Genomic DNA, 25,598 nt, shown 5'->3' with positions numbered 1-25,598 from the left:
TATTTTTTACATATTTAATTAAAAATCTGCGTTTCCTGGTGTACGAGGGAATGGGATGACATCGCGGATGTTCTTCATTCCGGTTAGATACATGACAAGTCGTTCGAATCCAATTCCGTAGCCAGAATGCTTGGTGCTGCCGTATTTTCTAAGCTCAAGATACCACCAGTAATCTTCTTCCGACATACCAAGTTCTTTAATACGTTCTGCAAGGACTTCTTCTCTTTCCTCACGCTGGCTTCCGCCGATTAACTCGCCAATACCGGGAACCAGTAGGTCAGTCGCGGCAACTGTCTTGCCATCCTCATTCGCTCGCATATAAAATGCCTTGATGTCTTTCGGATAGTCGGTTACAAAGACAGGACGCTTGTAAATTTCCTCGCTAAGGTAACGTTCATGTTCCGTTTGCAAATCTGTACCCCATTCAACAGGGTATTCAAATTCCTTACCTGAGTTCTTTAATAATTCAACAGCTTCAGTATAAGTAACCCTTCCAAAATCGAACTCTAATGCATTCTGCAATCTTTCAATAAGCGTTTTATCAATAAAGCTGTTAAAGAAAGCCATTTCTTCTGGTGCATGCTCAAAAACGTAATCAATGACATACTTGACCATTTCTTCTCCAAGATCCATGATATCCGGTAATTCTGCAAAGGCCACTTCCGGCTCGATCATCCAGAATTCTGAGGCATGTCGTGCCGTATTGGAATTTTCTGCTCTGAATGTCGGACCAAAGGTATATACATTACGGAAAGCAAGAGCAAAGCTTTCGACATTTAGTTGACCGCTCACTGTTAAGTTGGTTTCTTTGCCGAAGAAATCTGCACTGTCATCCACTTTTCCACCTTCTGTTTTTGGAAGCTTGTTTAAGTCCATTGATGTCACACGGAACATTTCCCCGGCTCCTTCAGTATCGCTTCCGGTAATAATTGGTGTATGTACATAGACAAACCCTTTGTCTTGAAAGAATTTGTGGAGGGCATAGGATGCAAGAGACCTTACTCTGAAAACGGCTGAGAAAGCGTTGGCTCTCGGACGTAAATGAGCGATTGTTCTCAAATATTCAAGGGTATGTCTCTTTTTTTGTATAGGATAATCTGTATCCGATAATCCCTCGACGAGAATTTTTGTCGCTTTAATTTCAAATGGCTGCTTCATTTCAGGAGTTGGAACAAATTCACCTTCAACTAAAACAGAAGAACTGATAGGCAACTTCGTAATTTCTTTAAAGTTATCAAGGGTATCCTCAAAAACAATCTGTACACTCTTAAAGAATGTTCCATCGTTCAACTCCATAAAGCCAATGGTTTTGGAATCACGAAGAGTACGGATCCATCCTGTAATTTGAACAGTTTTGTCTTTAAAATTTTCTTGTTTTCTGTATAAGTCTTTTACTACGGTCTTGATCATAATTAGCCTCCTTATAGTAATTTTTTGCAATAAAAAAAAGCCTTCTATCCCTAAAAAAAGGGACGAAAGGCTGAACTTCCGCGGTACCACCCAAATTGTCATAAAATGACCAACTTTACTATTGCATAACCCAGTATATAACGTGCTGGAAACGTCTAAGCCTACTTAAGTTACCCCTTTCGGTTAGAACTCAAAGGTGTTCTTCATTTATGCTTCATCACCAGGCTTCCACCGTCCCCGGCTCTCTATCGAATATAGCAAAAACTACTTTCCTTTTCATCGATTTAAAATATGTAGTTTTCAAAAGGATTTTTACTGTAATAATTTATCATAAAAGATAATCCTTTGTCTAGTTGCCCCCTGATTTATCTGCATTTTTCCCTAAAAATCATTTTTGAACATGATAGTGAATCAATTTACTTAAACTAAGTTTGAACAGAGACAGGAGCTTGGGTTTGAACCAGGCTCCTTTTTCTGTTAATTTGGTACGTTTATGTTTTATTAGAAAGTATAAACTTTTGTATTAAGATTAGTGCCTAGCTCCAGCGCCTAGCCAGTTTTCATCCCTGAGAAAACTTCATGGTGTATCTTGCGCGAAGCGGTATCTTTGAGCAGCTCGAGGCGCATGCGCTTTTCTTATTTGCTATCCTTTTTCGTTCTCCACTTCAAAAGAGATTGAATCACACAGTGAAGTGCTTTTTTTGCTTTCTGATGGGGATTGAGATATTGATAGATATTACTGATATGATAATTAACGCGGACCCGAGCATCTGAAGACCGCCCAGCCTGTCACCATATACCAGGATTCCCAGCATGGTGGCAACGACAGGTTCCAGTGTAGCAACTACTGCAGCAGTACTGCTTTCCGTCCTTTCAAGGCCCCAGGAGTATGCAAAGTAGGCGAGCACAGTCGGGAAAATCCCTAATCCTATCGCATACAGCCACGCATCGCCAGCGAAAAGGACAATCGCCTTGCTGGCTATACCAGTTGTCGGAACCAGGGCAGCCGAAGCTACAAGGAATGTATACAATGTGACCGTAAAAGGATGGTACCTCCTTAATGCCACCTTTCCAAAAATACTGTAAAGAGCATAACCGAACCCTGCCCCAAGACCTATCAGTATACTGGAGACAGAAAAAGACGTTCCTCCCTGCCCGGTGATTCCTGCGGCAAGCGTACAGCCAATGACTGTCATGATAATCGCCAACAGCTTCTTCCTGTTAATGCTTTCTTTCAGGAAAAGAAATGATAAAACCGCAACAAAAGCAGGAGAAGTATACAGTAAAGCTACAGCAATCGGGATGTTCATCAGGTTGATTGCCGTAAAATAAGACCAATTAAAAAACACAATACTTAAAATCCCTGTACCCACAAAAAGATACAAGTCTTTCACCCTGATTTTTAAATGACTTCGGTAAAAAGCAATTCCCACCAAAATCAAAATAATGGCCGCGGTCGACACACGTATGGCCACAATCTCCATGGCACCGAACCCGGCATTATTCAGGCCTTTAACAAAAAAACCAATCAGCCCCCACATCGCTGCCGCAAATGCAATCATTATATAAGGTAATTTCCTGGTCAATAAGTTTCACCACACAGAAAAGATGGCAGAAATACTGCCATCTTATTTTACTAAGGCTCTTAATAGTTAAAAAGCTTTATATTAGACTAATTGATATACCTTATTGTATTTATCGTAAAGGTAATCTACCAGGTATTGGGCGTTGAGTCCCTCACCTGTTACATCTGTCAAAATCTCAAGAGGCTTTTTCATTTTTCCATGTTTATGGACGTTCTCCGTCATCCATTCTTTAACCGGCTGAAGATTTCCTTGTTCTAGCAATTCCTCATAATTCGGTAAATCTTTCAGCATTGCATTCTTGAACTGAGCGGCATACATGTAGCCTAATGCATAAGAAGGGAAATATCCAAAGCTGCCTCCTGCCCAGTGGACATCCTGGAGGACTCCCTCGGCATCATTTTCAGGCCTGATTCCGAGATACTGCTCATATTTATCATTCCAGATCCGTGGGAGATCCTTAACTTCAATTTCATCGTTGAACAAGCCTTTTTCAATCTCATATCGTACCATTACATGCAAAGGATATGTTAACTCATCGGCCTCTATCCGGATCAAGCTTGGCTTGGACTCATTGACTGCACGGTAGAAATCCTCTACTTCCACTCCGGAAAACTGACCATCTGAATACTCCTGCAGCAAGCTGTAGTTGTGCTTCCAGAAGGAGTAATTGCGCCCAACAAAGTTCTCATAGAAGAGCGACTGTGATTCATGGATTCCCATCGATGTACCTGAACTCAAAGGAGTACCGACTAGCTCTTCAGAAATATTTTGTTCATAAAGAGCGTGGCCGCCTTCATGAATTGTACCGAAAACAGCAGTCCTGAAATCTGATTCATCATATTTCGTCGTAACCCTCACATCTCCAGGGTTAAGCCCCATCGCAAACGGATGGACCGTTTCATCAAGACGTCCAGCATCAAAATCATAGCCCATTTGTTTCAGGATTTCGAGGCTAAATCCACGCTGCTTGTCTTTAGGAAAGTGCTTGAACAGGAACTCTGTTTCAGGTTTAGCTGTCGAACTGGAAATTTGCTGTACGAGTGGGACAATTTTTTCACGGAGATCTCCAAATACCTGATCCAGGACCTCGGCAGTGACACCAGGCTCATACATATCTAGCAGAGTATTATATTTATTGCCCTCATATCCCCAGTAACCAATGAATCTCTTAGTAGTCTCTACTAGTTTTTCAAGATAGGGTCTGAACATTTCAAAATCGGACTCAGCCTTCGCTTCTTCCCAAACTGATTCTGCCTTTGATTGAAGAATCACAAAATCACGATATTCATCTGCAGGAATTTTTTTATTACGGTCATAATCCTTCCTGCACTCATCCAGTGTTTTACGGGTAATTTCAGATAGACTTTGTTCATTTGATAACCTTGCTATGTATGATGCCATTTCTTCTGAAGTTGACATGTTAAACAGTTCGGAAGAAAGTACCCCGATCACTTCAGAACGCTGCTCTGCTCCTTTTTTCGGAGCTCCTGTCCTTAAATCCCAATAAATCAATGAAAGTGCCTCACCATAGGCAACCATTTTTTTGACATAATCCAAAAATTTCTTTTCTGTCTGCTTTACTTCACTCATCAAATTCACCCCATTTTTCTCTTTCCTGTTTATCTTATCATACTTTTCTGAAATTTAGTTTTACGAAAAACAAAAACAACAGGCGAACCTGTTGTTTCAGAATCAGAAGATGTTTTTTTATTTGTTACTTCGTTTTACCGATTGCCACTCGCCATGTTTCTGGGCCTTCTTCAAGATACTCCCATGAAAATGCTTCCGGACGCTCCATCATGAATTGGTATTGCAGCGGTCTAGGGTCATGATCATTGACGATCTGCATGAATTCTCCCTTTTCCAGAGAATCAAAGTTTTGGAATATTGTAGGGTGTTTTTCCCGTGGTGCATAATCAGGTACATTGATAATAACGTTGAAAGTCATTTCCCTCTCTCCTTTAAGTTCTGATTTTCTTTACATTCACATTATAAATCTCCTATATTCCCCTTGTAGTGAGCGTGGTCACTGTTTAACTATGACTTCTTTCATTCAAGAAATAAGCGTCCTACAGAGATCTTGCCCCAAAAAAAGAGGAACTTCTCCTTCAAGAGAGAACTCTAAAATGAGGAGGGGATTTTTGTGAAAGAGTTAGTAGGCAGGTGCGATCGTTGTGGAAAAGAGATTTTTTGCATGGATGGTTTTTTGAATGGGGTACATATAGATGGAAAAGTGCTTTGTTTTGAATGTGAAAAAGAAGAGGAACAAAAATCATAATAAAAACCGCAAAGCGATGCTTTGCGGTTTTCCTATTATTCTTCATCAACAGCCAAATCTTTTACTGGCAGCTGTTCTCCTTCTTTATGTGTCACTTTACGGAGGTTGAAGAGTGCTTTTACGCTGAATATTGCTAGTGCAGCAACACCAATCAAGAAGATTGTATCTGGGATTGCTCTCAGCGTCAGAAGCATTTCAACCGTTTCCTGCTGCAAGAACTGAGATGAACGTGAAGCTGCATAACCGTTGAAGTATGCCTCTTTTAACTGTAGGTATCCCACTGGCAGCAAGGACAGGAATACCATGCCAGCCAAGCCTGCGTTCAGCATGATAACGATGAATTTAACCCACCTGTCACTCCACTTTTCAGGCTTAACGATATTGCGCAATGAGTAAATCAATACTGCGCCTGCGAACATACCATACACACCCATCATTGCCGCGTGGCCGTGGGCAGGTGTCAGGAATTGTCCGTGCTCAAGGAAGCTGACTGCAGGCAGGTTGATCAGGAAGCCCAGTACCCCTGCACCAACCAGATTCCAGATTGCTACTGAAATCAAGAACCAGAATGTACCTTTGTAAGGGAAATCCACTCCCCCATCCCTCATCATTTTGTACTGTTCATATGCTTCCAGAATGAGCAATGTCAACGGAATGACTTCAAGGGCTGAAAATACAGAACCCAGTGCGATCCAAGCCTCTGAAGAACCATTGTAATAATAGTGGTGACCGATACCGATGACACCTGCTCCCATCAGCAGGATCAACTGGAAGTATAATGCTTTTATTGTTGATTTTTTCGTGACAAGCTTCATTTGGACCATCAAGAAACCAATGACGACTACTGCAAAAACTTCGAAAATACCTTCTACCCAGAGATGAATGATCCACCAGCGCCAATAGTCAGCAAAGGTATAGTGAGTACCTGGATTGATCATGAAAGCAAAGAAATAAAATGCTGGTACGGCAATCGCTGAGTAGAACAACAGGTGAATCAAGCCGCCTTTGTCGGATTCCCTCTTCAAACCACTCTTGATGCCACGGAAAACTATGAATAACCAGATCAGCATTCCGGTCGCAAGAATGAACTGCCATATGCGTCCTAGCTCAAGGTATTCCCAGCCCTGGTGGCCCAGCAGGAACCAATTGTTTCCCAAGTAACCGTTAGCACCGAGCCACTGGCCAATCATACTGCCTGCTACAAGAACAACCAATGCCCAGAAAAGGATGTCAACAAGTAATCCCTGGCGCTTTGGTTCATGACCGCCCACGAGCGGAGCAATGAAAATTCCCATTCCGAGCCATGCTGTCGCAATCCAGAAAATAGCGAGCTGCAGATGGAAGCCTTTTGTAATGTTGAATGGCAGGATATCATGGACCCATTTCATTCCAAAGAAGCTATCAGGCTCGATATAATAGTGCGCCAGCAGCGCTCCAAACATTGCCTGAACAAAGAACAGCACAGATACAACTGCGAAATACTTACCTGTCTTCAATTGTGAAGAAGTAAGCGGTAGCTTCCTCAAGTCTATTTTAGGGAAGTTCCCAGCTGTATAAGCTTCTTGCATCCCCAGGTGATAGCGATAGAAGACAAACAGGATTAAGCCTACGAACAGAATCAATATGGTTACGCTCGCACCGCTCCACCAGATTGCGGAGAATGACATTGTGTTTCCTGCGTCTTCATAATATGGCCAGTTATTTGTATAAGTGATTTCATCATTGGGTCTTTCTGTACTTGAAAGCCAAGCTGTCCAGAAAAAGAAATCAGCGATTTGTTCAATCTGGTCTCCCTTCGAAACCCAGGCGCGCTCACCGTCCGGCATATGCTTTTCCTGGATTAACCCTGGTTTCAGACCCCACTGGTCACCTTCAGTAAAAATAGTATGATAGAATTCCCTTACCTTTTCATGTCCATATATTTGCGCATCTGTCAGCACCAGCTTATCAGTATCCGGCATATAACGGTTTTCACGCATTTCCTTCATGACATTGTCTCGGATGATCGTTTGTTCATCCTTAGTCAAATCTTTATACTTTTTACTGTATTTTTCTTGTGACCTGAAGTCATGCATACCATCAGTATAAATCTTCAGGGCCTCTGCCGTATAATCAGGCCCCATATAGGATCCCTGCCCTAATACAGTTCCATAATCCATCAAACCATATTTCTGGAAGACAGCCTGCCCTCCCATGATACTCTCTTTTGTTAAAATGACCTCTCCTTTTTCGCTTGTGACTTCAAGCGGCCGCGGAGCCATATCTTTAAAGATCCAGTATCCTCCTGTCAGGAGGACTGTAAAGCTAAGTAATAATGTAATGATAAGTACGGATTTCAACAGTGAGTTTCTATTTCTTTTGACCACTGCCTTCGTGGATGTTCCATGCTGGATTTCCATCTACCATACATCCCCTTTCCCTGTTTAATTTACAACTTAAGCATAAAGAGAAACAGATGTTGAGTTTGTGAAGTTCCTCATTTGTCAGGTGTGATTTTTCCCACAGGAATGATAATTTTTTTCATAAAAACGTCAAAATATGATTCAGGTCACTTAGCCTTCCTGGATAGCTTGGTAAAATTCATGTAGATAGTAAATCCAAAATATAGAGGAGCAGATTGAATGCATATATCCCAAATCAGACAGCAATTGCAAGAAGTTCCTATTTTCAAAGAATTATCACCAGAGGAGCTGGATCCGATTATTGAAATCGCCCAGCCAAGATTCTTTAAAAATAAAATGTATGCATTCATGCAGGGAGATCCGCTTGACCGGGTTTTCTTCATCTATTCAGGGAAGGTGAAAATTTATAAAACCGACTCCTCAGGAAGAGAACAAATCGTTTCAGTCCTTGAATCCGGTGAAATGTTTCCTCACGCTGGTTTCTTCAGGAAAGGGCAATACCCTGCACACGCGGAAATAATGGAAGACACACAGATGATCATCGTGCCGATCTCAAAATTCGAGGAAATCCTGGTTGCCTACCCCGAACTTTCTATTAAGTTATTCCGAGTACTTGGCGAGAAAATCGTCGACCTGCAGGCCAGACTCGAGGAGCAGATTCTTCATAATACGTATGAACAGATCATCATGCTGCTGCTCCGCCTTTGCAAGACAAATGGAGAAAAGAAGGAACATGGATTTAAATTAACGACCCATTTTACCAATAAAGAGTTCGCCAACATGATCGGTACTTCTAGAGAAACCGTCAGCAGAACCATCAACCATTTAAAAAAGAAAGATTACCTAAGCACGGATCCTGAAGGCTACTATTTGATTGACCATGAAAAATTGCATCAGGAATTGTTTTAGCCGGAAACCATAGGAGCTTGAAGGAAATTTTTTTGCTGTTAAGTGACGCGTATCACGGAAGAAATGAATGAAAATGATTATCATTTAATCATACCAACTATAGTATCGAGGAGCTGAATGATATGGAACACAGAACGATTGAATTGGATGTGCGTGAGGATATCAATAACAAGCTGGAGCCCTTCCAAAAAATCATGGAGGCTATTGGCGAACTGCAAATGAATGACAGCCTGGTCCTCCATGCTCCGTTCAAGCCTGTCCCGTTATATGGTGTGTTAAAAGCAAAGGGTTTTGAACACGAAGTCGAAAAAATCGAAGCAAAACATTATAAAATCACTTTTACCAAAAAGGGAGGGAAATAAGATGATACTGGACAACAGAGGCCTAGAACCGCCACAGCCGATGATGAGGACGCTGTCAAAGCTGGAAGAGCTTGAGGAAGGACAAACGCTTATCATCATCAATGACCGCAGACCGATGTTTCTGTTCGAGCAGCTGGATGAGCTAGGTTATCTTTATTTGACTGAACAGCAAGAAGATGGCAGCTATCGAGTGACTATTTCCCGAAAAGCGGGGTGATTCAAATGTTTCAGCAAAGCAGTGGTAACGAAACAAATATCAAGCTTCCTTTTTCATTCATCGGCTTCAGCATGCTGGCGTTAATCCTTTCACAGCTATTGATCCTGCTGAACGGAGACCTTCTTGTTTCCGGCGTGTTCCGATTGCCGGCAATCTGGTCTGCTGCACATCTGTTCGTACTTGGCTGGGCCCTGATGGTCGCTATGGGCGCTATGTACCAGCTGGTACCTGTCGCCTTTCTGACACCGATTTGGAATGAGAAGTTCGGCTTCTGGCAATTGGCGGTAACGACTGCAGGCATCATATCTTTCGCAGCAGCACTGTACCTTAGCCCACAGGATGCCCTAGTTCCAGGAATCCTGACATTGTTCGGAATTTTGATGTTCATTTTCCAGATGTTCATGACGCTTAAAAGCCAGGCAAAACCAAATATCTTAACTTTGTTCGTCGGCACTGCACTTTTTTCTCTCCTGGCTACAATTTCTCTTGGTATCACACTGGTCCTGAGTATGAAGACAGGATTTGCTTCGGAATATTATCAAGCTATTTTTAAAACCCATATCCTGCTGGGTACAGTTGGCTGGTTCTCATTCTTGATCTTTGGCTTTTCTTATAAGATGGTGCCGATGTTCTCACTTTCACATGGTTATTCCATGAAACCTGCACCATATGTATTCGGTGTTTATGTTGTTGGAATGATCATTTTGATCTCTTCGTTCATAACGGGCAGCCATCTGTTTGAAGTGTTGGGAACTCTTATGCTATTTGCCGGGTTCATGCTTTTCACCTGGCATGTCAAAATGATCATTGAAAAGCGTGTGAAGAAGAAGCTTGACCGCCCCTTCATGTTCGCCTTATTCGCGATTGGCTGCGGGGCTTTAATCCACTTTGCCGCTTTTGCTGGAAGTGCCGCAAATCTACTTTCAAAAATGGCAGGGCCTATCATTTTATTATATCTAGTCGCCTGGATTGCATTCAGTATCATTGGTTATCTATATAAGATCGTTCCATTCCTGTGGTGGACTCATAAATACAGCAAGGAAATCGGCAAAAAGAAGGTACCTGCGTTAAAAGACATGATGGATGAGAAGCTGGCACTGCCGCTTTTCTTCATGTTCACTTCCGGTACGATCCTTCTATTACTTTCATTCATTGTCAAGCTGATGCCTGTCTTTTACATCGGCCAGGGATTGATTGTTTTCGGGGCTGTCCTGTTCAGCTATATTATCGCCAAAGTGGTAACTATATAAGGAGGAGTTAGAAATGACTGAATTAAAGGAAAAAATCAGGGAAAATTTAAAAACTGTAATCGATCCGGAATTGAATATCAATGTTGTAGACCTAGGTTTGATATATGAAGTAGACGTCCCAGAACCTCGAACAGCAAGAATTTTAATGACACTTACGACTCCAGGCTGCCCTCTTCATGACAGCATTGCCAGCGGCATTAAATATTGCGTACAAAGCATGGAAGAAATTGACCATGCAGACGTGCAATTGACGTGGGAGCCAGCCTGGACACCAGACCGGATGACAGAGGATGGAAAAAGATTGCTTCAAGGGTTTTAATGGAGGGGATACGCCCACAAATAAATGTTGCTCCAAGTTCGGCTGCTTTTGCAAAAAATATATGATGAATTCACATCCAAACAGGAAGTTAAAAAGAAACGCTTGGACCCCAAGCGTTTCTTTGCATTTGGTTATTTAGGGGTTGAAAGGCCAAATGACAATGCCTGACGAAAGTTGTTTTCTGCTTCCTGCAATTCTGCCAGCTGGAGTTCATCAGCCTGGAATTCATTACGTAAAGCCTCGGTACTAGTTGAAAGAGCTTTTGAGATACGTTGGAAGTCGATAAAAGAATAATTCATTGCCATCCCTCCATTCCATACAAAATTCAAGTATAAATGTATTTTATTCCACTGAATCCTTATTTATTCCAGCAAAATAATTGGCCGTTGTTGTTCGAACATGTGCATAAATACAAACAAAAGCCTCCTGCTCAGCAGGAGGCTACGTCTTATTTATCAACTCTTGGAGGTCGTTTGCCCCAATATTGGTAGTAGTCTGTTCGGATAAACCCATTGAACAGCTTCCGTTTCTTTGTTGCCGGTTTTCCATATACTTGTTCAAAGTCCTCATTGGATGTCAGGATATAGATGGACCATGTGTCAAGCGGAGCAAAGGCTTTGCCCATCTGGCTGTACATTTCTTCAACAGCTTTCTTTTCACCCAATCGCTCACCGTACGGGGGGTTGCCAACAATGACGCCATACTCTTTTTTGGTCGTAAAGTCCTGGACACGCATTTGCTTGAAGGAAATCAAATCGCCAAGCCCTGCTTCAAATGCATTCTCTTCTGCGATTTTCACCATCCGGTGGTCGATATCCATCCCGCTGATATCTAACGGCTGGTCATAATTTGCAAGGTCTTCTGCTTCCATTCTTACCTCGTCCCAAACTGAATCAGGGAAAATTGGCCAGGCTTCTGAAACAAATTCTCTGTTAAACCCTGGTGCGATATTTTGACCGATTAACGCAGCTTCGATTGGAATTGTTCCAGACCCGCAGAACGGATCAACGAAGGGCTTGTCCGGATGCCAATTCGTCAGCTTGATCAGGGCAGCCGCAAGTGTCTCCTTCAATGGAGCCTCCCCCTGGCCAGATCTGTACCCGCGCTTATGCAGCCCGCTTCCGCTGGTGTCGATCGTCAGAGTCACGACATCCTTTAGAAGGGCAACCTCTATTTTAAACAATGGTCCGTTCTCTTCAAACCATGTAGTCTTTTTATAAGACTTTCTCATTCTTTCAACAATCGCTTTCTTGACGATCGCCTGGCAGTCGGATACACTGAAAAGCTTGGATTTTACTGATTTACCCGAAACAGGAAATTCAGCATTTTCAGGTAAAAATTCTTCCCATGGTAGTGCTTTTGTTTTTTCAAATAATTCATCGAACGTATAGGCTTTGAATTCGCCAATCTTAATCTTGATTCTGTCTGCTGTACGGAGCCACATATTGCTTCTGGCTATTGCCCTGACATCGCCTTTATAAGTGATCTTCCCATTCTCTACTTGGCATTCGTACCCAAGGTCACGGACTTCCTTTGCGACGATTGCTTCAAGACCCATCGCTGAAGTCGCGATTATATCAAAATTCTTCATCGTTTCACCCTTTATATCCAATATCTTATGTATTTCATTATTAAGTTGCCCAATAACACTTAATATACATAAAAAAAGCTCTCCTGGCAAAAGGAGAGCTTTAGTAAACACTCATACAAATCCATTAATAACGTTCTGTAAGCCATGTTTTGTACCTTTGTACTGCAAACGACCAAAAGTCTCGTACTCCGGTGGTAATCATCTATCTACAGATGAGAACTCATCTGTCCTTCCCTTTGTTCAGTTCCTCCAGGAAGGTGCCCCTACCATCGTTTGGGTTTCTCGCTCGTGGGGTTTACCTCGTTCCACCCTTCCGATTTCTCGGAAGGCTCCGTCACTGTGGCACTTTTATAGGTATTCATGCCATATCGTTGCCGACTTAGGCATTTTCCCTGCCGTCAGCCGAGCGTTAGCCCGACTGCCCTGGCTTATGAATTGGCCAGGCACGAACACTACAGGCATCTCAGCCTGTGCGAGCATGGACTTTCCTCTGCAGCAGAACTGCAGCGATTACCCGAACGTTATTAACAGCTACAAGAAACATTATATGAAATATAGATTTGAAAAGCAATGGTAATACATTTCAAAAACTTGCAAATGCTGGATTAATCGTAAAGTTTATCCCCGAAAACATGCTTTTCTAGATTCGAAAGCCTCTTAAGGATGTCGAAATTCGTTGTACCAGCAGCCTGTGTGCTTGGCCGGCGTGAAGCTTCATCAACCTGCTTCTTAAGACGAAGATTGTCCTGTTGAAGCTCTTCAATCTCCTGCTGCATCACTTCATAATCCTTAATGATCATATCAAGGAATTTATCAACATCTTCTGGTTTGTAACCACGCATCGCTGTTTTAAATTCTTTTTCCAAAATATCTTTTGCAGTTAACTGTATTTTATCGGATAGCATTCCATTCACCTCAATATACCCCAATCGTCACATTTATTTTTTCAAAAACAAGGCGATTTGTCAATTTTTCTTTTATAAGGCTTATTACATGTTTGTAGAAATATGAAATTTACGAATAAAACTTTGTTAGTTTGGTACTTTTAAAAGTGTGTTGATTTTCGTTCCAGGCGCTTCGTCTTCCGCGGGCTGACGCTGAGCCTCCTCGTCGCAAGCTCCTGCGGGGTCTCACCAGGCCAGCTGATCCCGCAGGAGTCTACGCGCCTTCCACTACAATCAACAGGATATAAAATCATTATTTACTTATAACAGAGTCAGATTTAGTTAAAAACCCTGCTGTTTCAATTGTTCCTCTTCAACCGCCATTTGTAAATCGTACAATGTAATTAATCTTATATCATAATCGTTTGCTTCTTGGTATTTTTTTGCTGTTTCATATATAAATTTTGGACTGCCTTCTTTTTCAGGATCATAAAGCAGGACCAACAAGTCGCTTTTGTCTATAAAAAATTGATTCTTCAACCTGAACTGCCAGGGTTTTTCGTAAGGCTTTTTAGTGATGGAATCAACATGGTCAGCTCCAGCCAACACTGATTCATACCATTCCTTATTTGCTTCTTTCCAAGTTTCCTCCTGATTCAGGAAAGGAGTGAATACAGAAAGTTTCAGTTCGGGATATTCTTCCTGGAGCTCGAAAACTGCCTCACCAGCCCATAATTCGACACCTAGCTGCCCGCTTATCATTACCCATTCCAGGCCTTCCTCAATTAAAGGAATCAAGCTTTTTTTTATAGCATTTTTTATGTATTCTGCTGACGGATGATTATGCTGGAATACGCCAAGTTCAAAAGGTTTATAACCAGATATCGCAGCTACTTTTACCATATAATCTCCTTTGAAACTTTTATTTAATCAGAACTCCATATTGAAGGTATTCCCTAAATACAGGAATTATTACACCTAAGAGTCTTAAAAAAACAAGGGCTGCAGGAGCCCTTGTTTAAAGTCATTTTATCGACCAAATCCTGGACCGCCAAATCCTGGTCCACCAATTCCTGGACCGCCAAATCCTGGACCGCCAATTCCTGGACCGCCAAATCCTGGTCCACCAAATCCTGGACCGCCAAATCCTGGGCGCGGTCTCGGGCCAACTGGAGCCACTCCGCCTGGTACCGGACCAGGTCCGCCATAATGATTCTGGTGTGTCACCTGATTAACCGTGGACTGTGTCTGCGGGAAATAATGGACATGATCGTAATTGATGTGGTTTACGTTAGTAGTGTGTGTTGGATGAACATGCGGAACCACATTGTTTGTAAAGTTATGGTTCGTACAGCACTTAGTAGGATGAACTACTGTTGGCAATACATGTGTCGGCTTGCAGTGCATAGTGCATAACTCCTTTCATTTAGACTTATTGTTTACATTATCAGCCTATGAAGAAGTGATGCGTCTTGTACTAATGAAAACACCTATTTTTCAAGAGAAATTGCAGTGCAGACACCTAGCGATTTTAAAAAATCACCTAGTGAAATTCTTAGAGGAATGTGTAAAAGTTGTCCTTCAAACCACTGAAAATAACAGCGATGAGAGTAATCACCACAAAATATAGAACTAATACCGCTTTATACATCAAACCAGCCCCGTAAAATTATATTGTTTTAAAACCTCATACAATTTTACATTTTACAACGTCGAAACCATACATACAACAGGATATTACAGGTTTTGAAAGGATAAATGTTAAAATTTTGTTACAATTCAAGATTTCTTGACGAAATCTAGCATAAAACCAGTTTATTTTGGTGAATTTTGCGCTTGCCCGGGAAATTCTTTTTTGGAAATCCTTTGAATCCTTTTTGCGAGCTCCTGATTAAAAATCATGTCTTTTTTTGTTGCACCCTTTTCTTCCTGATGAATTTCCTGAGCAAGGCGGCAATACTTCAGAGCCAATTCATGCTTTTTTTCACGATGTTCGAAATGTTTGGCCAGTTCAATACATGCTTCTTTACGCTGCATTTTTGTTCCTTTGGCCGCACTTTCTTCCCATAGAGCAACTGCATTATGCCAATCTTTATTCTTTTTATACTCAAAAGCCAGTGCATGCTTTGCTGAAACTTCTTCTTCATTTCCGCCATCCAGCAGCCCAGTAAATGTTTGCTTTGCTTTATCTGACTCACCAAGATAGGAAAACCAGCGTCCCACCTCGTAAGTCTCCCGTGGTGTTTGCGTCTGGTCCCTTCCGAGAATCTGGAAGGTTAAATGTGTATAGAGAGTCAATAATGACAGGATATCCGTTTCATTATGCTTAATGACACCCAGCAATCCTTCTGGGTTTTTCCTCTCTAAGAAGTCAAAATAAATCATTGGGGCCAAAAAGCCAGGAATGTCATCCTTCCTTTCCAGACCCAATATCTCCTGTTCCACTATGCTCAATTTCATCCGCTCAATCTTATGCTTCCATAACCTTCTTGCTGCATGGTACAAGTCAAAATGGCCAAAGGAAGGCAGCTTGGGCACATGGTCTCGGACAAGGGTGTGTCGCGTTTTGACTTGAGGCCAATCGAAAGCCTTGCCATTGTATGTAACCAATGTCGTGTAATCGGCATTCATCAAAAAGCTCTGGTAAAGAGCAACTTCTGCTCCAGGATTCGGCAGGATATGCTGTTTCAACGTCACGGTATCCCCTGAAATGGAAGCATGGCCAAGCAAGAAGATGGTGTTCCCTGCCCCTCCCCCAAGTCCGGTTGTTTCGGTATCAAAAAACACCAGGTCGGCAGGACTGTGGCCTACTGCAGAAAGAGGATGCTTCGTTTCCTCCTTGTTCCAGAGCGAAACAGCCTCAAGCAAATCGCCGAATCGGTAATGCCCATGCTGTTGATCAAGCGGATAACTCACTTCCCTGACTAGACAATATTGTCCATCAAAATAGAAGGGGGAAACCTGTTCCTGCTTCCAGACGTCAAGAAACGGGATTTCTGGTGCTTGATCAGCTATTACCGGTTCAGCCTTCGGCTTATCAATCCCGTTTTTTATATGGGGTTTCAGCCTGTTCAGTTTATTCTTGAGACTCATATTCCCCCTCCTTTCCTAAATTGCAGCTTCAAGGAATAAATCCAGTAATTTTACTACGTCATTTTTAGAATGGATAGATGCAGTATCCGTTCCGATGCAGGACGGGCACCCATCGGAACACTGACAATTCATGACCATTTGCTTTGTTTGGTTCAGAATTTCTTCTATTCCTGTGTATATTTTTTCACTTAATCCTATCCCACCAGGATAGCGATCATAAAAAAAGATGGTTGGTTTTTCATTATGGGCAGCCTTGACCTGAGGGACTACATGGACGTCAGAAGGGTCGCACATCACGAATAACGGTGCGATATGTTTTAGTGCCTGAGAAGTCCCTATCAATCCTTCCTCAAGACGGTCATGGCCGAATTCGGATAACTCTTTGTTCAGTGATATCCATGCTGAACTAGTATGAAGCTCCTCTTCCGGAAGATAAATCGGTCCAGATCCGATATTCTCATGTGTTTCAAACCTGATCTTCTTGAAAATGGTTGCCATTGCTCGTACGCTGACATCTCCATAGCCGATTTCTGTTTCATCATTACCCCTATTTTTATCTTCCTCAAGAACGCTAAGCTGGACAGCAAGATTGGCATCGGTAAAATAATCAACATCGACTTCACGGACATACGCTTTTTTTTCTTCCCAATCAAGCTCTTCCACCTGGAATTGGATTCCTTGATGCAGATAAATAGCTTCTTCATGCAGCAGCGTCATGGCTGAAAAAGTATCCATTTCGCCGATCACCCTGACATTTGCTACATCTGACTGGTCGATGATCACCACATTTTCCTGTGATGCTGAACGGAGACTGATATTGTGAGCCGGGAATGCATCATTCATCCAGAACCATTTGTCTCCGTTTTGGTGAAGAATACGCTCCTCAGTCAAATATTCCAGTATCTCCTCAATTTCAGCAGCACCAAAAGTGTCGCCCTTTTTGAATGGCAATTCATAGGAAGCACACTTGATATGGTCGATCAGAATAATCAAATTATCCGGATTGATCCTTGCCGTTTCCGGACTGCGGTTGAAAAAGTAATCAGGATTCTGGATAACGTACTGATCCAGCGGACTGGAGCTAGCCACCATGATGACAACCGACTCCCCATGGCGCCGGCCTGCCCGGCCTGCCTGCTGCCAGGCACTTGCGATTGTTCCCGGGTAACCGTTCATGATGCATACCTGAAGCTGACCGATATCAACACCAAGTTCAAGAGCATTCGTGCTAACTACTCCATATATGTCACCGGAACGGAGGCCCTTTTCGATTTCGCGCCTTTCTGTCGGAAGGTAACCGCCACGGTATCCCCTGATTGCTTTTGGTCCCAGCTTGTGTTTGACCAAATCCTGGAGATAAGTCAGCAAGATTTCGACCCTCACTCTGCTTCTTGCAAACACGATGGTCTGGATCTTATTTTTCAAAAACTCACCTGCGAGCCTTCTGGTTTCAAGTGTCGCACTCCTGCGGACATTCAACGGGATATTGACAACTGGGGGATTATAAAATAAAAAGTGCTTCCTACCTGAAGGAGCTCCATTATTATCGATCAGAACCATTTCCTTTTCAGTCAGACCCTCAGCCAGTTCAAGCGGGTTCGCAATCGTCGCTGAAGTACAGATGAAAACGGGATCGCTTCCATAATAATTACAGATTCTCTTCAGTCTTCTGATGACATTTGCTACATGGCTGCCGAAGACTCCCCTGTAAATATGCAATTCGTCGATGACAACATACTTCAGATTCTCAAACAGAGAAACCCATTTTGTATGGTGCGGAAGAATCGCAGAATGGAGCATGTCCGGATTTGTAATAACGATATGCCCTGCCCTCCTGACTTTCTGACGGATATTGGAAGGAGTGTCACCGTCATATGTATAGCTATTGATCGCCAGCTCCGCCTCCTGGATCAGCTCGTTGATTTCACTCTTTTGGTCCTGGGCCAGTGCTTTTGTTGGGAACATATACAGCGCTCTAGCATTCGGATCATTTATGATTGATTGAAGTACTGGCAGGTTATAGCACAGTGTCTTTCCCGAAGCAGTCGGCGTGACAGCCACAATGCTCTGCCCTTTCATGATTTGATCATAAGAAGACTTTTGATGTGTATATAGGCGGGAAATTCCGCGTCTTTCTAAAGCTCTTTTCAGAATCTCGCTTAATTCCTCTGGCATTTCTTCAGACTGCGCTTCTTTTTCATCTATCGTATGCCAGTGGACAATGTTTCTCTTAACCGATTCACTAACCTTTAATTCTTGCAAAATCTCTTGCATACTTTTCCGGACTTTCATAGCGTTCACCTCGTTATCCTTATTTTATCGAATAAACGTTCGTTACAAAAGATAAAAGTTTAATAAATCAAATTGCTATTTTTTGGCATACACCTTTTGATATCCGTAATTCTACCACCATCGGGACAATCAGTTATGTCATTTAATACAACCATTTGCTAAAATAGAAAGGACAAACAGCTAATAGAGGTGTTTCTTTTGGATAAAAATGAAATTAAAAGTGTCCTGGCCAGTTTTTCTTTGTTCAGGGACCTTAATGACCATGAACTTGAAAAGATTGTAAATATATCAATTTCACGAGATTGGAAGAAAAACAGTCATATTTTCATGCAGGGCGCTCGGCTTGAAAATGTGTATTTTATTAATGAAGGAAAAGTGAAGATCTATAAAAGTGATGCCAATGGACGGGAGCAAATAGTGGCTATTTTGAAAAAAGGAGAAATGTTCCCGCACGTAGGGTTTTTCAGGAAAGGGGGCTATCCGGGTTATTCTGAAGTATTGGAGCAGGCAAGTATTGTTGTTGTACCGATTTCACAATTCGAGAAAGTTTTGGTTGATAACCCTCACTTAAGCATCAAGGTGTTCAAGGTACTTGGTGAAAAGATCGTTGACCTTCAAGAAAGGCTTGAAGCACAAATCCTGAACAACACATACGAACAGATCATAAAGCTTTTGATCAGGCTAGGTGAAATTCATGGAGAAAAACAGGAAGATGGCACGATTTTGTTAAAGGCTGATTTCACTAACAAAGACCTGGCCAATATGATTGGGACGACCAGGGAAACGGTTAGCAGGACGCTGACAAAAATGAAAAAAGACGAATTGATAACGACTGATTCTAATGGGAACATGATATTAGACCCGGACATATTGATGGATGAGCTTGTTTAATTTATTAGTAGATGGGCAAACTTTCTTACTAACAAAAGATTAAGGAACCATAATAAAACGCCCGGAGCATAATGCTTCGGGCGTTCATATTATTATTCAGTTTTGCTTAATCCCATCATTGTTTCCAAATCTTCCTGCGCGGTTGTGATCAACTTCAGGTTGAAGGTTTCCTGAAGTACTTCCATCACACCATCAGAAATGAATTCTGGCGGCTTAGGTCCAATTCGAATATCCTGGATTCCTAGACTGAACAATCCAAGCAGGATCGCTACAGCCTTTTGCTCGAACCAAGAAAGGACAATACTTACAGGCAACTCATTTACATCGCATTCAAACGCATCAGCTAATGCCTTCGCAATTTTTACAGTAGAGACAGAGTTATTGCACTGGCCAAGGTCCAAATATCTAGGGATGTTTGTTCCAGGAACCACACCATAATCCACATCATTGAAACGAAACTTTCCGCATGAAGTTGTCAGGATAACAGCTTCTGGAGGAAGTGATGTTGCAAGCTCCCGGTAGTATTCTCCGCCTTTACCAGGTGCGTCGCAGCCAGCAATAACGAAGAAGCGCTTAATTTTACCAGATTTTACTGCATCGATAACCTCTGGCGCCAGGCCGATCACTGTTTCATGGTGGAAGCCTGTCACTAATGTTTCTTCAGATTCCATATTTGCTTCTGGAAGCTCCAAAGCTTTTTCAATAAGCATTGTGAAATCATCATTTTCTATTTTTCTTACATTCTCTAGGCCTGTAACCTCATAAGTGAACATACGGTCTGCATATGAACCTTTGATTGGCATTACACAGTTTGTCGTAGCCAGGATTGCTCCTGGGAACTTTTCAAACAGACGGCGCTGGTCGAACCAGGCTTTTCCGATGTTTCCCTTAAGGTGCGGGTATTTTTTCAACGCCGGATAACCATGGGCAGGAAGCATCTCGGAGTGAGTGTAGATGTTGATTCCTTTTCCTTCTGTTTGTTTAAGCAATTCTTCAAGCGCGAATAAATTATGACCTGTTACGACGATGCATTTTCCTTCAATCTTATTTTGGCTCACTTTTACCGGCTTAGGGATACCAAGGCGGCTCGTATGCGCTTCATCAAGAAGCTCCATTACGCGAACTGCTGATTGCCCTACCTTCATTGCCATATCGATATGTTCTTGTACATTAAAGTTTGAGTTGGTTAATGTCATATATAATGCTTCGTGGGTTGTTGCGTCAACAAATGGATCAGTAAAACCAAGCTGGTTGGCATGCGTCCTATATGCTGCGATTCCCTTTAAAGCAAAAATCATTGTATCCTGTAGACTTGCGATTGTTTCATCTTTTCCGCATACACCAACAACTGTACATCCTCCTGTTGGCGTTTGTTCACACTGGTAACAAAACATAAGTGTATTCCCCTCTTCTGCGTTATTTACTGTATCAGCATACCGAGGATGTAAATATGGTTATGTGACCTAAATCACACTAAAGGCATTTTTCACAAAGTGTTCAAAAAGGTAAGGCGAAGTAATGAACCCTCACCAAGGTAAAAGTATTTCAATCTTGAACAGGGACATTCTTCTCTACATAACCTATTATAAGAATTTCTGCAGAGGAGGATGTGCATCGATGGCAACCAACCATCCTGATCGCCCAAAAAGACATGAAGCCCTTGAACAATGGTTTAAATCCATGAACCAGCTGATGCAGGAGAAGCCGGTAAAAGGCATACTGCAAAGCATTGATGATTTTTTCAGACACCCATTTCCACATTCACCCTTCAATGTTGGAGTGCATGAAACAGAAAAGGAATATATTGTGACAGCAGAATTGCCAGGGGTTAAAAGAGATCAGATTTCCATAAATATTATTAATAACTCCCTTACAATACTGGTCAATCAGACTGACGTCACTTCGGAAATCAATGATGTCGCAAAGACGGAGAGGCACACGGCTTCAGCGCGGCAATTAAGCAGAACGATCCCCTTTTCAGTGCCGGTCAATGAAAGAAAGACCCGCGCTTCCTATCGCAACGGCCTGCTTGAAGTCAAAATCGCAAAAAAACAAGGAAAGAAGATTGATATTTTAAGTGATCAAGATTGATGTTCGATCTGATGAAAATGAACAAAATAAACAAGCAGGCTGCAATACATTGCCTGCTTGTTTTGTTTATCCCTTTGGATTCTATTTAGTTAGACCTTAAACATACCGCCGAGACCTTTGACGAGTGAAGACACCTGGGTCACGGCATTCATCATCTGTCCGGCAGTATCCACCATTTTGTTGACATCCAAATTGCCATCCTGGCTTTTAAAAGAGTTCATAATGGACTGCAGGCCAGAGGGCTGCTTAGGCATGAAAGCGTATTGTGGATATGGATTGAAGTTCTGATAATCTGCTTGGGGATTATAGTACCCGTAGATAGGGTCACCCTCAGGTTCAAGCGGGTTTTGGAAAAGCATCTTAGAATAGTCATTCTTGCTTCCAGCAATTGGATTAGGCTGATTCCAATAAGGGTTCCCTTGTTGCATATATGGATTCATTGGGTTGCCCTGCTGCATATATGGATTCACAGGTTTCTCCTGCTGCATATATTGGTTTGGCCAGTTTCCAGCATTCGCATTCCAAAATGGAGCGTTATATTGTTGAGGGAGCGGTTGCTGCCGGTTCAAACCTTGGTTATTCCCATATAAAAAATTCGGATCGTGATTATACTGATATTCCCACCATTGTGGATGATTGGTATTGGTCTTATTCCTTCGGCCAAACATGGCGAACATCCTCCTCCAAGTTTTCATTACGATATTATATGTTATTGCCGCCCAGTTGGTGATAAGGCTGGAAGGTACTTCCGATTTTGTCTAACGATGAAATATGTTGTCGGAAGTTTCAATTTTTGAAAAATAGATGGCAATTCGATTTTCATGATACGATTAATTCAAATGATGGAGGAGGATGAAAAATGAACGTTCACGAACTAAAAAATCTATTTGCTGAGACAAAAGAATACACTCCGGAACATGTAAATGAATTGCTCGATTTTACTAAAAAATCGTACATTCAGAATGAAATTACCATTATAGAATACCGGAACCTGGTTCGTGAGCTGGAATTGCAAGGAGCTTTCATTCCCGAGGATCAGAAAGAAATATCCATATAAAAAGATGGAAGCACCAGAGTCGCTCTCTGGTGCTTCTTTATATTCACTGCCTTGCTTTCTCTACGGCAATGATCATGCTATTCAATATGAATTCAACGGATTGAATTTGATCTAGGAATCTTTTCTTGCTTGTTTCAGGAAAGAAAGCTTGGACAGAAATGACTTCCAAATAGTCTGCCGCTGTTTCAATTTGATTAGCATGAAGATTCTTTGGTCTATTCTCCCTAATCCATTGGCCTGCAGATACTCTCCATGCATCTGCAGCAAGTTTTACCTCATCAGCAAATGGCTTTACTTCTGAATGAAAGTCGCCCCTTACTCCCTCTTCCTTTGAGTGTTGAAATCGTTTATGAGCCGTCTCCACATCAACCAGCAGTTTTTTGGATAATGTAAGAATGTTATTTTCCAAATCCACTTTAATCACACTTTCTATAGATCTATTTTATCTTTGTTCATTGTTGTTATCCTTCTTAATGAACTTATAAAAAAAGCAGCCTTCTAAGAAAGCTACTTTAAGATGATTTCATTCTAATATAAATTAAAAACTCAATTCAAGTTTTAGAGAGGATTGCTCTGACTTTGCTTGTAATTCAGATTTTATCAATTGAGGCAGTTTCCCTTCCATTCTATCTAAAAAAACGCCAGTTTCTTTCAATTGTGATGAATGTGACAGGCACAGCTTTTCCCGGATTTCCATTAAAGATTCATGCAGGTTGATATCGGTCTCTTCAAGGCTATGGGCCATATCAGTCAACATCCCTAAAATCTCTTCTTTATCAATTCCTGGTCTCATCGGTCAATCTCTCCCAACTATAGTTATTTTAAGGTCTGGCAGTATGCACCCTGCAGAACGACAACGAATCCTCTATTAGGAAATTGGAACTTTACTTGTAAATTCTACTTCTTGCTGAAACCTCCTTCACTGTTGACAAAACTAGAAGGAATTCGCCAAACAAAGTGTTTTTCAGCATCATCCTTTACAGCCTTCGACATTCAATTACCGAATGAAAAAACAGCAAATGAACAAACTAATCTCGGGAGGTGTTCACATGAATAAAAAACAACAGAAAACTGCCCAGCAGCCTAATAAAACTGCTGAAAAGAAAACAGGTTATGGTGACAAAAAGCTCGAAGGACCAAACCGTCCAGCAGAATGATGGCCAAAAGGTTGAAGGGCTAGGCTGGAGCTGGATAAGACAAAAAGCAAGGAGCTCCCTTGCTTTTTTGTTTGGATCAATCTGAATTGAATAATTCCTTTACGGATATCATGGCATGTAACTGTTTTTGCTTTATTTTGTACCACTTCGTCAAGTGAACAGGATGTCTGTGGTTAAGTTTCTGACTAAACCACTTTTTGTGAAATTTCCTCTCCTTATACCAGTCACCTTGTTGACGAAAATGATGCTGAATGATTGGATAGGTACAGCGAAGAAATGGCGTATCTCTTTTTTTATCGCAAGGAAAGTACTGTTCATAATCATGTCTTGAAGCAGTATGTTCTGTTTGGAGCGCGAACTCCAGAAATAACGGATAGTGCCTGTGGTCAAATAAAATTGACGCAAGCCGCTTCCCGAGGTTTATTCTTTTGCTGACGGATTTAAATCCATTCACACTTGCCCCGTAGAGTTCTCCCTCACACGTTGGAAAAAGGACTGTACTGAAATGCAGATAATCTTCGAAGGAAAACATCATTGTGTTAAATACTCTCTTTTTATAAACCGGATGCTTTATAACAGGATTATGGATCACATTCTGTTCATTTATGATCAAAGCAGTCATTAGCCTTTTTTTATCTCCAAGCTCCCAAAACACCTGCCATTCTTTTTCCATAAAAGTTGAAACATCCAGGAATTTCAGCAAGTGAAACATTGGTACCCTTTTTTTCGTCGAATAAAAGTATAAAAGAAGCTGCGAAAAGGCATCGCGGAAAATCAGCCAATTGGCCCTTTCATATGTGAGGAACAACCGCTGCCGTAAAGGAGGATCAAGCATCTTTGGGAACCAATTTCCCTCAAGGTCGCACATATTATAGCCGCCATTCCTTGAAACCATGCTGGCCAGGAACGACCAAATCATTTCGGGATATTCCAGATAAAAATCAAGATACGCTCTTGTTCTTGAGATATTGTCCAAATTCTTGTTATGTGTTTCCAGCCTTATTTTTTGTATGATCTCCGCTTCATGGTCAGGAAGCTGATGAAATTGAGGATTTTGGGTTATTGACACACCTTTTCTCTTCCTTTTCTATAGGTTCTTTATAGGGTGAATTGAAATGAGGCTTTTTATTCAACCAAAAACCGTTGTTATTTGGTATGATATAGAGTAGTCTGCGAGGTGGTCAGCTTGATATTCAATTATCCAAATGGGAAGAAATATACGCCCAATACAAATAAAGAGCCGGCAAAAAAAGCCAGGGTGCAAAAAAATGCAGCCTATAGCAATAGAGGAATGACATTGGAGGAGGACTTGAATGAAACAAACTCCTACTATGTTGACCGGGGTATAGCAGTCATCCATAAAAAACCGACACCCGTTCAAATCGTTAATGTGGATTATCCGCGCAGGAGTGCAGCTGTTATAAAAGAGGCATACTTTAAACAAGCTTCTACTACAGACTATAATGGAGTTTACAAGGGAAGGTACATTGATTTTGAAGCGAAAGAGACCAAGTTTTCAACATCGTTCCCATTGAAAAACTTCCATGAACATCAGATTGTCCATATGAAAGCTGTGCTTGAGCAAGGAGGTATATGTTTTGTCATCCTCCGTTTCTCCTCGGAAGAAGAGATATACATGCTGGAAGCGAGCCATTTGCTGACTTTCTGGGAAAGAATGCAAAATGGCGGCAGGAAGTCAATCACAAAGGAAGAAGTCATTGAATTCGGCCATCAGATACCTCTTGGCCTTCACCCAAGGATTGACTATATTAATGTTATCGATTATCTTTATAAACTTAGTTAGTGTTT

General features: G+C 41.7%; 27 protein-coding genes, 1 other RNA gene and 1 other annotated feature. Of the genes, 10 read left to right on the top strand and 18 right to left on the bottom strand.

Translation table 11 applies throughout. The features are described from left to right. Positions 1-18 precede the first annotated feature (18 nt). The 4 genes from asnS to ACH0QE_RS22920 all read right to left on the bottom strand — a co-directional run bounded on the left by asnS (position 19) and on the right by ACH0QE_RS22920 (position 4,944). The gene (asnS, locus tag ACH0QE_RS22935; RefSeq protein ID WP_415802742.1) at positions 19-1,410 is read right to left on the bottom strand and encodes an asparagine--tRNA ligase; all 1,392 of its coding nucleotides are present in this window, start codon (positions 1,408-1,410) and stop codon (positions 19-21) included. Positions 1,411-1,465: 55 nt separating this feature from the next. Next, positions 1,466-1,699: a binding site (T-box leader), on the bottom strand. Between the two features lie 391 nt (positions 1,700-2,090). Next, positions 2,091-2,996, bottom strand: coding sequence for an EamA family transporter (locus tag ACH0QE_RS22930; RefSeq protein ID WP_415802741.1), 906 nt, complete (start codon positions 2,994-2,996; stop codon positions 2,091-2,093). A gap of 81 nt (positions 2,997-3,077) precedes the next feature. Continuing rightward, a complete protein-coding gene (locus tag ACH0QE_RS22925; RefSeq protein WP_415802740.1) occupies positions 3,078-4,586 on the bottom strand; it encodes a carboxypeptidase M32 in 1,509 nt (502 codons plus the stop codon). Between the two features lie 124 nt (positions 4,587-4,710). Further along, the gene (locus ACH0QE_RS22920) at positions 4,711-4,944 is read right to left on the bottom strand and encodes a DUF2249 domain-containing protein (RefSeq protein ID WP_415802739.1); all 234 of its coding nucleotides are present in this window, start codon (positions 4,942-4,944) and stop codon (positions 4,711-4,713) included. A gap of 195 nt (positions 4,945-5,139) precedes the next feature. On the opposite strand from ACH0QE_RS22920, the gene ACH0QE_RS22915 reads away from it, so the two are divergent. Then, entirely contained in the window at positions 5,140-5,274 is a 135-nt protein-coding gene (locus ACH0QE_RS22915; protein WP_415802738.1) for a hypothetical protein, read from the top strand. A gap of 35 nt (positions 5,275-5,309) precedes the next feature. Here the strand turns inward: ACH0QE_RS22915 and ACH0QE_RS22910 are convergent, their stop codons facing one another. Further along, complete coding sequence (locus ACH0QE_RS22910; protein WP_415802737.1) at positions 5,310-7,673, bottom strand: nitric-oxide reductase large subunit; 2,364 nt, start codon at positions 7,671-7,673, stop codon at positions 5,310-5,312. A gap of 222 nt (positions 7,674-7,895) precedes the next feature. Here ACH0QE_RS22910 and ACH0QE_RS22905 point away from each other — a divergent pair, with 222 nt between their 5' ends. From ACH0QE_RS22905 to ACH0QE_RS22885, 5 genes are all read left to right on the top strand, one after another. Then, positions 7,896-8,585, top strand: coding sequence for a Crp/Fnr family transcriptional regulator (locus ACH0QE_RS22905; RefSeq protein ID WP_415802736.1), 690 nt, complete (start codon positions 7,896-7,898; stop codon positions 8,583-8,585). A gap of 122 nt (positions 8,586-8,707) precedes the next feature. Beyond that, entirely contained in the window at positions 8,708-8,947 is a 240-nt protein-coding gene (locus ACH0QE_RS22900) for a DUF2249 domain-containing protein (RefSeq protein WP_415802735.1), read from the top strand. Position 8,948: 1 nt separating this feature from the next. Then, on the top strand, positions 8,949-9,164 hold the full coding sequence (locus tag ACH0QE_RS22895) for a DUF2249 domain-containing protein (protein ID WP_415802734.1): 216 nt from the start codon (positions 8,949-8,951) through the stop codon (positions 9,162-9,164). Positions 9,165-9,169: 5 nt separating this feature from the next. Continuing rightward, complete coding sequence (locus ACH0QE_RS22890; protein ID WP_415802733.1) at positions 9,170-10,414, top strand: hypothetical protein; 1,245 nt, start codon at positions 9,170-9,172, stop codon at positions 10,412-10,414. Positions 10,415-10,427: 13 nt separating this feature from the next. Further along, positions 10,428-10,733: a metal-sulfur cluster assembly factor gene (locus ACH0QE_RS22885; RefSeq protein ID WP_415802732.1), complete on the top strand. Its 306-nt coding sequence runs from the start codon at positions 10,428-10,430 to the stop codon at positions 10,731-10,733. Positions 10,734-10,864: 131 nt separating this feature from the next. On the opposite strand, the gene ACH0QE_RS22880 is transcribed toward ACH0QE_RS22885, so the two are convergent. The 8 genes from ACH0QE_RS22880 to ACH0QE_RS22845 all read right to left on the bottom strand — a co-directional run bounded on the left by ACH0QE_RS22880 (position 10,865) and on the right by ACH0QE_RS22845 (position 18,593). Beyond that, positions 10,865-11,032 carry a hypothetical protein gene (locus tag ACH0QE_RS22880; RefSeq protein ID WP_415802731.1) on the bottom strand — a complete coding sequence of 56 codons (168 nt, stop codon included), beginning with the start codon at positions 11,030-11,032 and terminating at the stop codon, positions 10,865-10,867. Between the two features lie 149 nt (positions 11,033-11,181). After that, positions 11,182-12,324, bottom strand: a complete 1,143-nt coding sequence (locus ACH0QE_RS22875) for a THUMP domain-containing class I SAM-dependent RNA methyltransferase (RefSeq protein WP_415802730.1) — start codon at positions 12,322-12,324, stop codon at positions 11,182-11,184. 133 nt (positions 12,325-12,457) lie between these two features. Further along, positions 12,458-12,846: RNase P RNA component class B (gene rnpB, locus ACH0QE_RS22870), an RNA gene on the bottom strand. A gap of 83 nt (positions 12,847-12,929) precedes the next feature. Then, positions 12,930-13,229 (bottom strand): cell division regulator GpsB, encoded by a 300-nt coding sequence (gene gpsB / locus ACH0QE_RS22865; RefSeq protein WP_415802729.1) that lies wholly within the window; start codon positions 13,227-13,229, stop codon positions 12,930-12,932. Between the two features lie 321 nt (positions 13,230-13,550). Next, the gene (locus tag ACH0QE_RS22860; RefSeq protein ID WP_415802728.1) at positions 13,551-14,111 is read right to left on the bottom strand and encodes a DUF1273 domain-containing protein; all 561 of its coding nucleotides are present in this window, start codon (positions 14,109-14,111) and stop codon (positions 13,551-13,553) included. A gap of 126 nt (positions 14,112-14,237) precedes the next feature. Beyond that, positions 14,238-14,615, bottom strand: a complete 378-nt coding sequence (locus tag ACH0QE_RS22855) for a CotD family spore coat protein (RefSeq protein ID WP_415802727.1) — start codon at positions 14,613-14,615, stop codon at positions 14,238-14,240. 408 nt (positions 14,616-15,023) lie between these two features. Then, positions 15,024-16,301 (bottom strand): ribonuclease H-like domain-containing protein, encoded by a 1,278-nt coding sequence (locus ACH0QE_RS22850; RefSeq protein ID WP_415802726.1) that lies wholly within the window; start codon positions 16,299-16,301, stop codon positions 15,024-15,026. A 15-nt stretch (positions 16,302-16,316) separates the two neighbouring features. Next, positions 16,317-18,593 (bottom strand): DEAD/DEAH box helicase, encoded by a 2,277-nt coding sequence (locus ACH0QE_RS22845; RefSeq protein ID WP_415802725.1) that lies wholly within the window; start codon positions 18,591-18,593, stop codon positions 16,317-16,319. A 198-nt stretch (positions 18,594-18,791) separates the two neighbouring features. On the opposite strand from ACH0QE_RS22845, the gene ACH0QE_RS22840 reads away from it, so the two are divergent. Further along, positions 18,792-19,484, top strand: coding sequence for a Crp/Fnr family transcriptional regulator (locus ACH0QE_RS22840; RefSeq protein ID WP_415802724.1), 693 nt, complete (start codon positions 18,792-18,794; stop codon positions 19,482-19,484). Between the two features lie 92 nt (positions 19,485-19,576). Here ACH0QE_RS22840 and hcp read toward each other — a convergent pair whose 3' ends face one another. Then, the gene (gene hcp, locus ACH0QE_RS22835) at positions 19,577-20,878 is read right to left on the bottom strand and encodes a hydroxylamine reductase (RefSeq protein ID WP_415802723.1); all 1,302 of its coding nucleotides are present in this window, start codon (positions 20,876-20,878) and stop codon (positions 19,577-19,579) included. A gap of 223 nt (positions 20,879-21,101) precedes the next feature. Between hcp and ACH0QE_RS22830 the strand changes: the two genes are divergently transcribed. Continuing rightward, complete coding sequence (locus ACH0QE_RS22830) at positions 21,102-21,575, top strand: Hsp20/alpha crystallin family protein (protein ID WP_415802722.1); 474 nt, start codon at positions 21,102-21,104, stop codon at positions 21,573-21,575. Positions 21,576-21,664: 89 nt separating this feature from the next. On the opposite strand, the gene ACH0QE_RS22825 is transcribed toward ACH0QE_RS22830, so the two are convergent. Further along, a complete protein-coding gene (locus tag ACH0QE_RS22825) occupies positions 21,665-22,243 on the bottom strand; it encodes a YppG family protein (RefSeq protein ID WP_415802721.1) in 579 nt (192 codons plus the stop codon). A 191-nt stretch (positions 22,244-22,434) separates the two neighbouring features. Between ACH0QE_RS22825 and ACH0QE_RS22820 the strand changes: the two genes are divergently transcribed. Next, positions 22,435-22,632 (top strand): YppF family protein, encoded by a 198-nt coding sequence (locus tag ACH0QE_RS22820; RefSeq protein WP_102263371.1) that lies wholly within the window; start codon positions 22,435-22,437, stop codon positions 22,630-22,632. Positions 22,633-22,675: 43 nt separating this feature from the next. On the opposite strand, the gene ACH0QE_RS22815 is transcribed toward ACH0QE_RS22820, so the two are convergent. From ACH0QE_RS22815 to ACH0QE_RS22805, 3 genes are all read right to left on the bottom strand, one after another. Further along, positions 22,676-23,047, bottom strand: a complete 372-nt coding sequence (locus ACH0QE_RS22815; protein WP_415802720.1) for a YppE family protein — start codon at positions 23,045-23,047, stop codon at positions 22,676-22,678. A gap of 123 nt (positions 23,048-23,170) precedes the next feature. After that, complete coding sequence (locus ACH0QE_RS22810; RefSeq protein WP_415802719.1) at positions 23,171-23,425, bottom strand: hypothetical protein; 255 nt, start codon at positions 23,423-23,425, stop codon at positions 23,171-23,173. A gap of 440 nt (positions 23,426-23,865) precedes the next feature. Further along, a complete protein-coding gene (locus ACH0QE_RS22805; protein WP_415802756.1) occupies positions 23,866-24,852 on the bottom strand; it encodes a DUF2515 domain-containing protein in 987 nt (328 codons plus the stop codon). A gap of 123 nt (positions 24,853-24,975) precedes the next feature. Between ACH0QE_RS22805 and recU the strand changes: the two genes are divergently transcribed. Beyond that, entirely contained in the window at positions 24,976-25,593 is a 618-nt protein-coding gene (recU, locus tag ACH0QE_RS22800) for a Holliday junction resolvase RecU (protein WP_415802718.1), read from the top strand. The last annotated feature ends 5 nt before the right edge of the window (positions 25,594-25,598 follow it).

The sequence above is a fragment of the Mesobacillus sp. genome (genome assembly GCF_047739415.1).
GTDB lineage: Bacteria > Bacillota > Bacilli > Bacillales > Cytobacillaceae > Mesobacillus.
Note: the sequence above shows the minus strand (reverse complement) of the source record. Positions and strands in the feature narration are given on the sequence as shown.

Bases quoted from the DNA above. Each gene is read 5' to 3' on its own strand.
- ACH0QE_RS22895 (WP_415802734.1), top strand. From the start codon at position 8,949: ATGATACTGGACAACAGAGGCCTAGAACCGCCACAGCCGATGATGAGG.
- ACH0QE_RS22920 (WP_415802739.1), bottom strand. From the start codon at position 4,944: ATGACTTTCAACGTTATTATCAATGTACCTGATTATGCACCACGGGAA.
- ACH0QE_RS22820 (WP_102263371.1), top strand. From the start codon at position 22,435: ATGAACGTTCACGAACTAAAAAATCTATTTGCTGAGACAAAAGAATAC.
- ACH0QE_RS22925 (WP_415802740.1), bottom strand. From the start codon at position 4,586: ATGAGTGAAGTAAAGCAGACAGAAAAGAAATTTTTGGATTATGTCAAA.
- ACH0QE_RS22910 (WP_415802737.1), bottom strand. From the start codon at position 7,673: ATGGAAATCCAGCATGGAACATCCACGAAGGCAGTGGTCAAAAGAAAT.
- ACH0QE_RS22855 (WP_415802727.1), bottom strand. From the start codon at position 14,615: ATGCACTGCAAGCCGACACATGTATTGCCAACAGTAGTTCATCCTACT.
- ACH0QE_RS22845 (WP_415802725.1), bottom strand. From the start codon at position 18,593: ATGAAAGTCCGGAAAAGTATGCAAGAGATTTTGCAAGAATTAAAGGTT.
- ACH0QE_RS22885 (WP_415802732.1), top strand. From the start codon at position 10,428: ATGACTGAATTAAAGGAAAAAATCAGGGAAAATTTAAAAACTGTAATC.
- asnS (WP_415802742.1), bottom strand. From the start codon at position 1,410: ATGATCAAGACCGTAGTAAAAGACTTATACAGAAAACAAGAAAATTTT.
- gpsB (WP_415802729.1), bottom strand. From the start codon at position 13,229: ATGCTATCCGATAAAATACAGTTAACTGCAAAAGATATTTTGGAAAAA.
- ACH0QE_RS22890 (WP_415802733.1), top strand. From the start codon at position 9,170: ATGTTTCAGCAAAGCAGTGGTAACGAAACAAATATCAAGCTTCCTTTT.
- ACH0QE_RS22905 (WP_415802736.1), top strand. From the start codon at position 7,896: ATGCATATATCCCAAATCAGACAGCAATTGCAAGAAGTTCCTATTTTC.
- ACH0QE_RS22810 (WP_415802719.1), bottom strand. From the start codon at position 23,425: ATGAGACCAGGAATTGATAAAGAAGAGATTTTAGGGATGTTGACTGAT.
- hcp (WP_415802723.1), bottom strand. From the start codon at position 20,878: ATGTTTTGTTACCAGTGTGAACAAACGCCAACAGGAGGATGTACAGTT.
- ACH0QE_RS22825 (WP_415802721.1), bottom strand. From the start codon at position 22,243: ATGTTTGGCCGAAGGAATAAGACCAATACCAATCATCCACAATGGTGG.
- ACH0QE_RS22850 (WP_415802726.1), bottom strand. From the start codon at position 16,301: ATGAGTCTCAAGAATAAACTGAACAGGCTGAAACCCCATATAAAAAAC.
- ACH0QE_RS22875 (WP_415802730.1), bottom strand. From the start codon at position 12,324: ATGAAGAATTTTGATATAATCGCGACTTCAGCGATGGGTCTTGAAGCA.
- ACH0QE_RS22830 (WP_415802722.1), top strand. From the start codon at position 21,102: ATGGCAACCAACCATCCTGATCGCCCAAAAAGACATGAAGCCCTTGAA.
- ACH0QE_RS22860 (WP_415802728.1), bottom strand. From the start codon at position 14,111: ATGGTAAAAGTAGCTGCGATATCTGGTTATAAACCTTTTGAACTTGGC.
- ACH0QE_RS22900 (WP_415802735.1), top strand. From the start codon at position 8,708: ATGGAACACAGAACGATTGAATTGGATGTGCGTGAGGATATCAATAAC.
- ACH0QE_RS22880 (WP_415802731.1), bottom strand. From the start codon at position 11,032: ATGAATTATTCTTTTATCGACTTCCAACGTATCTCAAAAGCTCTTTCA.